We start from the raw sequence: 7,652 nt of genomic DNA on the forward strand, positions 1-7,652 counted from the left end.
TGACGTAAAATGTCCTCAATTTGATTTGCACCTTGTCCATATCGAGTCGCTTTCGATTTAAGCTCCTCTGGTGACATACGAATTTGTCCAGCCATTTTTATCTCCCCTTTAGTACATAATGAGTAAAATACATATTTGGTTAATTTTACTAAATATATTATAATGCATTGTTAAAAACTTTCAAACATTTTATTTTTCTATAATAAAAAACAAGAGTAATCACAAAGACTACTCTTGTTTCTTTTCCTTCTCTTCTTTTTCAATTTCAGATACCGATTTTTCAGGGTCTTTTATAAGTTTTCCAAGTTCCCCAGAACGCCCCAATTTTCTTTCAAAAGTATCATTATCATCAAGACCAGCATCAAACCATAATTCTCGATTATCATTTATATATCCTTTTATGTGAGGAACTCCCATAGGGCTTATTTTATGTTCTATAAACGTAATAGATTTTACATCTTGAATATTATAATGAATATACTTTTCTATTCTTGCCTCTTGTACTTTCCAAAACCTTTCTTCTTTTTCTTTTTGTTTTAAGTATTCCATTGTAAAATACCCTCCTGCTATGAGCACTACAACAGATACAACCAAAATCATTACTTTCTTCATTAGAAATTCCCCTTATAAAAAACTTACCATTGCATTCTTCTTAAAATGGGATAGAGAAGAGAAGAAAAGAGTAGTGCAAAAACTACTCTTGTTTCTTTTCCTTCTCCTCTTTTTCAATTTCAGATACGGACTTTGCTGTTTTTTTCATGTAGTTATCATATAGTTCTCCAGAACATGTAAACTTATCTTCAAAGTTTTCAGTTGTACTTATACGAGCTATGAAATCTAATTCTTTATTATTATTTATATAGCCTTTTAATCTTGGGACTCCCATAGGACTTACACTCTTTTCTGTAAACGTAATCGATTTTACATCCTGAATATTATAACGAATATACTTTTCTACTCGTGCTTCTTGCACTTTCCAAAACTTTTCTTCTTTTTCTTTTTGTTTTAAGTATTCCATTGTAAAATACCCTCCTGCTATAAGCACCACAGCAGATATAACCCAAATCATTACTTTCTTCATTAGAAATTCCCCTTATAAAAAACTTACCATTGCATTCTTCTTAAAATGGGATAGAGAAGAGAAGAAAAGAGTAGTGCAAAGACTACTCTTTTCTTTTTTCTTTCTCTTCTTTTTCAATTTCAGATACCGATTTTTCAGGGTCTTTTATAAGTTTCCCCAGTTCTCCAGAACGTCCAAAATCATCTTCAAAGTCTTTCGTTGTACTGATACTAGCACCGAACCATAATTCTTGATCACCATTTATATATCCTTTTATAGTAGGGATTCCCATCGGATTCACCTCATGTTTTGTAAACGTAATAGATTTCACATCTTTAATATTGTAATGAATATATTTTTCTACCCTTGTTTCTTGTGTTTTCCAAAACTTTTCTTCTTTTTCTTTTTGTTTTAAGTATTCCATTGTAAAATACCCTCCTGCTATAATACAAATAATGGATATGAAAATTACCAACTTCTTCTTCATAAGAAATCCCCTTATATTTCAATATAGTTAAAATATACCATGAAATGAGTTGAAACATATGAGTGAATTTAAAAAGAATACCATTGCGACAGATGAAGATTTTTTCAAACTATCAAGTCGTGTTTATGACGATGATTATCTTCACAAAGGAGCCGAAATAAAAGGAGTAGGGGGTAAAAAATGGATAGTTATAGAATCAATTAATGCGGATTGTCAAAAAGTAAAAAATGGATTAGAAGCTATCGCAGTAGTACCAGCAGACAAATATGATGAAAATGCAACACATTATGATGAGATAATCCTAGCATTTCGTGGGACAGAGCCTAACCAATTAGCAGATTTCGAAACAGATATCGATCAGATTACGTTTGGAATTAAAACACATTCTAAAGTAATTACTCCAAGTAACAGTCAAACTATAAAACCTGATTCTGAAACATCATTTAATACTGGATTAAAATGGGCAAAAAATGACATCGTAGCAAAATATAACCCTTCTTCTCTTCATACCACTGGACATAGTAAAGGTGGTGCAGAAGCAGACCTTATCGCTGCAGAATTAGATTGTTATGCAACTACATGGGCTGCACCGAATCCCTATGGTGTACTAAGTCCTGAAGCAAAAAAACGAGTAAATGAAGGGAAAATGGAAAATAAAGCAACTGATTATACACATGAAAATGACCCGATTGGTAACCACACTCAATTTGGTGCACCTCTAATTGGTAAGCAATACACAGTGAGACAGAACGATACAAAACAAGGACTTTTTACACGTTTAACTATGGACGGACACGGCAGAGATACATTTAAGGGATCCTTTCATTCAAATGGAAGCCCCATATTAAAATTAGAACCTGAAGATATTATAAAACAAGCAAAAAAAATTCAAACACTCAGCAATCGATTATCAGATATCGCAAAAAATATAGAAGAATTTCAAAGAAACGAAGCTGAAGCAGTTCAAAAGTTAAAAAATCAATTAAAACATGAAACAGGGCCAGGTGGAAGATATCATTTATTAGAAGAACACGAAGTAGATGAAGCCATCTCACGAATTGCTAAAATTAGAAAAGGTGGAAATGACTATTTCCATGACGCAAACCTAGCAGAAGAATTAATCCATCTTTTAAAAAAAGAACAAAAGAGTTTAAGCCGATTCGGAGATGATATTAGTGATGCAGCAAATTCACTAAGAGATAAAGACAACCAATTAGCAGCGAATTTTCAAGGATTAGTAAGGGGATAATTATATGATGGATTTTATAGGAGAAATTAAAAAGATAGAAAAACAAATCGAAAATGCTGCAGGAGATTTAGCAAATCAGGTTGTTGATGAATTACAAGCTGCTAAAAAACAAATTGAAAAAGAAATGCAGCGTATGATGTTAAAAACAGAGGTAGAGTTTAAATCAATAGATATTATAAAAGAAGATACATATGCTCTTCAAAAAAACATAGGGATATTTCACGATTTACAAACAAATACAAGAGATATAGCATCAGAACTAGAGAAAAGTTTCGAAAGTAAAACTGGTAGTAAAATAAATGAAACATTAAAAAAATATGAAAAACAAATTAACAACAAAATTTTTAATGAGCATGTTCACTTGGCAAACAGTTGCGGAAAAAAATAAGGGAAATAGAAAAAAAGTCCTCTTAATATAGGACTCTTTTTTTGTTATTCCTGAAAGTAAACTTTTAAATATTAGTTTACATTCAAACCCTTTAAAACATTGACTTCTGACCAATTCCCCTGATATTTTCAATTTATACAACAAAAGTATACATTCAAAACACTATAAATAAAGAGGTCAAAATCCATGAACAAAAAATCACATCTCATTGATGTCCAACCTATCCGTAGCAAAGAACAGATCGAAGATATGAAATGGTCCCTAAAACGCCACTGTTCAAAACGAGATTATATTTTATTTCTAATTGGAATCAATACAGGATTGCGTATTAGCGATCTACTCCAAATCGAAACACAAACTATATTAAAGTTAAAATGAAAAAAGAGAAAAGAATTCAAGATCAAAGAGGGAAAAACGAAGAAAGAACGTATGATTAACCTTACTTCTATTTTTGACGAAGTATACTCTTATAGCCAAATACTAGAAAGTACCTGGTTATTCCCTTCTCGAAAAGGAGATCAACCCATTAGTAAGATCCAGGTTTATCGACAATTGCAAAAAGCCGGAGATTTTACCGATGTAGAATCCATTGGTACCCACACCATGCGAAAAACCTTCGGCTATTGGTTCTATAAACAAACAAAAGATGTTGCTATGTTACAAGAAATTCTTAACCATAGCACACCACACATCACCCTGAAATATATTGGAATTAATAAAGAAGAAAAAGATAATATTCTTGATATATTTCAAATTTAATTTATTTAGAATTACTATTTTTTTAATTATATTTTCGAAAAAACGTTAGATTATACATTTTTTCTTTGTTATATTTAAAGAATAATTGGAGTATTAAAATCAACTGATAGAGGTGTTTGCGTGGAATTATTTGAGTATTATAAAAAAAAGGGGAAGTTTAAGTGTTTAATTGGAACTGGGCTTTTTCTTTATGGATTAATTGGTATGTATAATACTTGGGGTAATATTAATTGGGGACCAGTAATCTTAATTATTATAGCTTCTCTTGTATTTTTTAGTATTGGATTTTGGCAATTAAGAAAAGGAAATTTACTAGAAAAAAATATAGTTAAAAATGATTTAACATTTTGGGATATTGATACTTATGTTTTGTTAGAATTACCCGGCAATAATAAACATTTAGGTTTATATACTCCTGATGGAAGATATGTAGCAGGAACAAAGATGATTTCTTCAACATTACCTATTTTAAAAAATAAAGAAGTTTTTGGATTAGAAGCAAGTGATGGAGAAATTCTTGCATACTTTCATAGTGAAATTGAAAATTATGATTGGGCTATTTATGATTCAAATTATAATTGTGTAGGCATGTTTAAAGAAAATATTATACAGGGATTTGGAATGGTACGTGGTTCTTTAATAAATGAAAAAGAGATAAAACTTTCTGAGATAGAAGTTGAATTTGATTTTTTTGAAACATCTTTTCGTACAATAGATGATCGTATATTAATAAACTGTAAAAAAGGATATATGCCTTTAGAATGGAGTGAAAAATTCGGATTAAATGTACCTATTATTAAATTAGGTAATAATATTTCTAATGCTGAAAAGATATTTGGTTTAGGTATTCTTATTTATATTTTAGAAACTATTAAAGTAAGAAAAAGTAGGATTTTTAATGATTAGAATTAAATTATTATAAAATTTATTAAATGTTTTATTAAGAATCACCAAAAGTGAAAGTAGCTCCAAAATCAATTTTTATTGTATATTTTGGAGCTACTTTACGTTTACTTCTTAAAAATTAATAAGCATGTATTACCAAAACCAACTAGAAATAGAATTGGCAAACGGGTAAAAACCAATTGCCATTTTTTATAGCTTTGTATGTATTTGAATTCCTTTTGCTTTCTCTTCTTTACCCTTCACACGTACAATTAAATCATATGATCCGGGTTTTGGCGCTTCAAAAGAAAGCAAACCTTCTTTTTGAGAAGTGACTTCTTCTTCATAAATGACCTTATCGTCTTTTGTGACTTGCAATAAAATCGTACCTTCTTCAACTGCTGCCTCATAAGGAATTTCCACATTTCCTTTTTCAGCTTTAAGCGTTTGTAAATCGTAATACCCCTGCAAAGAACCAATTGTTAAAGTCGTTTCGCCATTTTTTTGAACCTTTGTGACTTTTGTTGCTGTATTACATGCGCTTAACAATACAACAAGAGTGAAAATCAGAAATAAACGCAGTAATTTCATAGAGATCCCCCTTTCTTTAAATATATACGTATTAAGATTCATTCTTTAACTATTTCAAAAACACCAACACCTTAAAAGAATCACTGCTTTTCTTCAACTTCTTTTTTAAATAATTTTTGAAACTCTAATTCTGTTTCATTAATAAAACCAAGATGTAAAACATTAGAAATATCTTCGTGGTTCAAAAAGAAATTGTACTCCGAAGAAATATTACCATGAGGAAAATAACAACATACATAATCCCATGTTTTTTTTGTTTCAGAATCCATCTGTCTTCTTCCATAAACCATTAATGGATGTTCCCAATCTTTAAACATTACAACAGAACCTATTGGAAGTAATTCTAACTCTAAATTTTGTCCCATCTTATTTTCCCCTTCTTAAAATAGCTTTTTTTACAATAAAATAAATAATAGAGAATAGTAAACAAGCTCCAATTGTACCGAAGGTTGCAACTGAAATTTTCCCTGCTAGTGATTCATTTGGATCTAATGCATTAGGTAAAACTGTAACGAAAATTGCAATGCAAGCTAATATAATCATAAAATATTTTAAAATTTTAACTTTCTTAGCCATACTAATTTTCTCCTTTATTCTTTAATAACAAATTCTCCACCAAATCCCCATAAACCTACACCAGGACCAAATGGTACATGGAATTTCACTCCGCTTTTTCCAGCTTCTAAAGATCCTCCGACTGTCCCAAGCGATGCTGATCCCCCAATTTGTAATTTTTTATTAGAAAATGGAAGAGGGATTTTTATAGCACTCTCATATTTTACTAGAGTAGCTTCAGCTCCTATATGTAAATTTCCATTTTCCACATGAGCACCTAACTCTGCAGTAGCAAGAGCTACTTTAGCCTCAGCTCCTATTCCAAACCCTTTAATATTCTCTTGTTCTATTCCGGCTTGGGCTACTGTAAAACCAACCATAGGTCCATAGGTTTGTTCTCTCTTTTCTTTATCTTTTACATCAAATCTATCATAAGTACGAGAACTTACAAATGGCTCTGCTTCAAGTGTAAGACCTTTAATAAATATACCACCATATCCCTTTTCCTCAGTAAATGATTTTTCATACTTTTTACCATTTATTATACTACCAATTCCTTTTACAACTACTCCAGTAACTGTGGCTACTCCATTAGCTGTTTCCTCAGCTTTTTCCTTTACCTCTTTTGAATCCATCAAAAACCAATCATTTTTAACAGCTTCTTTTTCAATTTGAACAGCATGAACTTTATCTTCTGATTTTTTTTGAATAGCTACTGTCCATTCCATATTTAATTCTTTCACACTAAATATCCCTGTTAAAGCATTAAAACCTTTTCCACTTTGGACTTCCGCAAGACCTGTAGCAATGCTAGTTGCTAATTGAATTGCCGTACTATAATTATTACTAGAGGTCTGATTGAATTGATACAAATGATCCAGCTTTTCTTGCAGTTTTTGCCTCATAACAATAAAAAGATTTACCATGGCATCCATACCCGGCATTGGCATAGCTTGATTGACAGCTTCCATACTTGCTTTCATTCGGTCAATTTCTCGAATTTGTTCTAATATTTCTTGTTCAATAACATCAGTTGAAGCTACCTGTGACTGAAATTGACTTGGAAAGGCATTGTTTTGACGGATTAGCTCTTCACATAAGTAAATAATTCCTTGCGCTAAAGGACGAAAGGTTTGTACAAAAAATGCTTTTGCACTGCTATATGTTTGCCCTTGTAACACAGTATCAGTTGCAAAAGCGTCAATCGACTGAATGGCTTGTTCCATACCTTGAATGGTGGCCGTACATACAGCATTCATACTTTGAGTTTGGTTTTGTACTTCTCCCAAATACATATTTAAACTCATGAATTAGCCTCCTTTACTAATTGTTGTTGCTGATATGAAAGATCATTTTCTAAGTCACTAAGATCTCGTTTCTCTTTAAACAATGTTTCTTTTTGGCTTTCCAATTCAAATGTAAGTTTTCGTTCTATGTATTGTGCTTCTTGACGCATATCCATAAAAAACAATGACATTTCTCTATCTTTATGCCAAGTTCCTAAAATACGATCAAACAAACGATGGTTTTGATTCTTCCATGCATGAAAATCTTCTTCTACTTTTTCCTGTTTTTGAATCGCAGATTGATTTCGGTCCTGCTCTTCAAATACACTTCGTAACTTTTGATTTACTTGATTAATTTGTTTTTCAATATCTTGACTCATCATATTCCTCCT

Annotated in this window: 11 protein-coding genes and 2 pseudogenes; 4 read left to right on the top strand and 9 right to left on the bottom strand. The window is 31.2% G+C overall.

Annotated features, from left to right (window positions below; genetic code table 11):
- The 4 genes and pseudogenes from JDS82_RS28855 to JDS82_RS28870 form a co-directional block, all read right to left on the bottom strand.
- Nucleotides 1–95, bottom strand: a pseudogene (locus tag JDS82_RS28855) (WXG100 family type VII secretion target); the annotation flags it as partial.
- Between the two features lie 133 nt (nucleotides 96–228).
- Nucleotides 229–612, bottom strand: coding sequence for a DUF1433 domain-containing protein (locus JDS82_RS28860; RefSeq protein WP_064057390.1), 384 nt, complete (start codon nucleotides 610–612; stop codon nucleotides 229–231).
- Nucleotides 613–694: 82 nt separating this feature from the next.
- Nucleotides 695–1,081, bottom strand: coding sequence for a DUF1433 domain-containing protein (locus tag JDS82_RS28865; RefSeq protein ID WP_199714319.1), 387 nt, complete (start codon nucleotides 1,079–1,081; stop codon nucleotides 695–697).
- A gap of 82 nt (nucleotides 1,082–1,163) precedes the next feature.
- A complete protein-coding gene (locus tag JDS82_RS28870; RefSeq protein WP_061673112.1) occupies nucleotides 1,164–1,547 on the bottom strand; it encodes a DUF1433 domain-containing protein in 384 nt (127 codons plus the stop codon).
- 58 nt (nucleotides 1,548–1,605) lie between these two features.
- Between JDS82_RS28870 and JDS82_RS28875 the strand changes: the two genes are divergently transcribed.
- The 4 genes and pseudogenes from JDS82_RS28875 to JDS82_RS28890 all read left to right on the top strand — a co-directional run bounded on the left by JDS82_RS28875 (nucleotide 1,606) and on the right by JDS82_RS28890 (nucleotide 4,849).
- Nucleotides 1,606–2,796, top strand: a complete 1,191-nt coding sequence (locus JDS82_RS28875) for an alpha/beta hydrolase family protein (RefSeq protein WP_199714320.1) — start codon at nucleotides 1,606–1,608, stop codon at nucleotides 2,794–2,796.
- 4 nt (nucleotides 2,797–2,800) lie between these two features.
- On the top strand, nucleotides 2,801–3,184 hold the full coding sequence (locus JDS82_RS28880) for a hypothetical protein (RefSeq protein ID WP_064057276.1): 384 nt from the start codon (nucleotides 2,801–2,803) through the stop codon (nucleotides 3,182–3,184).
- Between the two features lie 186 nt (nucleotides 3,185–3,370).
- Nucleotides 3,371–3,943, top strand: a pseudogene (locus JDS82_RS28885) (tyrosine-type recombinase/integrase).
- A 120-nt stretch (nucleotides 3,944–4,063) separates the two neighbouring features.
- A complete protein-coding gene (locus JDS82_RS28890) occupies nucleotides 4,064–4,849 on the top strand; it encodes a hypothetical protein (protein ID WP_000418484.1) in 786 nt (261 codons plus the stop codon).
- Between the two features lie 189 nt (nucleotides 4,850–5,038).
- On the opposite strand, the gene JDS82_RS28895 is transcribed toward JDS82_RS28890, so the two are convergent.
- The 5 genes from JDS82_RS28895 to JDS82_RS28915 all read right to left on the bottom strand — a co-directional run bounded on the left by JDS82_RS28895 (nucleotide 5,039) and on the right by JDS82_RS28915 (nucleotide 7,640).
- Complete coding sequence (locus JDS82_RS28895) at nucleotides 5,039–5,419, bottom strand: BA_1872 family lipoprotein (protein WP_061672105.1); 381 nt, start codon at nucleotides 5,417–5,419, stop codon at nucleotides 5,039–5,041.
- Nucleotides 5,420–5,499: 80 nt separating this feature from the next.
- Nucleotides 5,500–5,784 carry a DUF4176 domain-containing protein gene (locus JDS82_RS28900; RefSeq protein ID WP_000531357.1) on the bottom strand — a complete coding sequence of 95 codons (285 nt, stop codon included), beginning with the start codon at nucleotides 5,782–5,784 and terminating at the stop codon, nucleotides 5,500–5,502.
- 1 nt (nucleotide 5,785) lies between these two features.
- On the bottom strand, nucleotides 5,786–5,995 hold the full coding sequence (locus JDS82_RS28905) for a hypothetical protein (protein WP_061672106.1): 210 nt from the start codon (nucleotides 5,993–5,995) through the stop codon (nucleotides 5,786–5,788).
- A 14-nt stretch (nucleotides 5,996–6,009) separates the two neighbouring features.
- The gene (locus JDS82_RS28910) at nucleotides 6,010–7,281 is read right to left on the bottom strand and encodes a T7SS effector LXG polymorphic toxin (RefSeq protein WP_061672107.1); all 1,272 of its coding nucleotides are present in this window, start codon (nucleotides 7,279–7,281) and stop codon (nucleotides 6,010–6,012) included.
- Entirely contained in the window at nucleotides 7,278–7,640 is a 363-nt protein-coding gene (locus JDS82_RS28915) for a DUF3958 family protein (RefSeq protein WP_048545593.1), read from the bottom strand. Before JDS82_RS28915 ends, JDS82_RS28910 begins: the two co-directional genes overlap by 4 nt.
- Between the last annotated feature and the right edge of the window lie 12 nt (nucleotides 7,641–7,652).

The organism is Bacillus cereus group sp. N14 (assembly GCF_016483555.1).
GTDB lineage: Bacteria > Bacillota > Bacilli > Bacillales > Bacillaceae_G > Bacillus_A > Bacillus_A wiedmannii.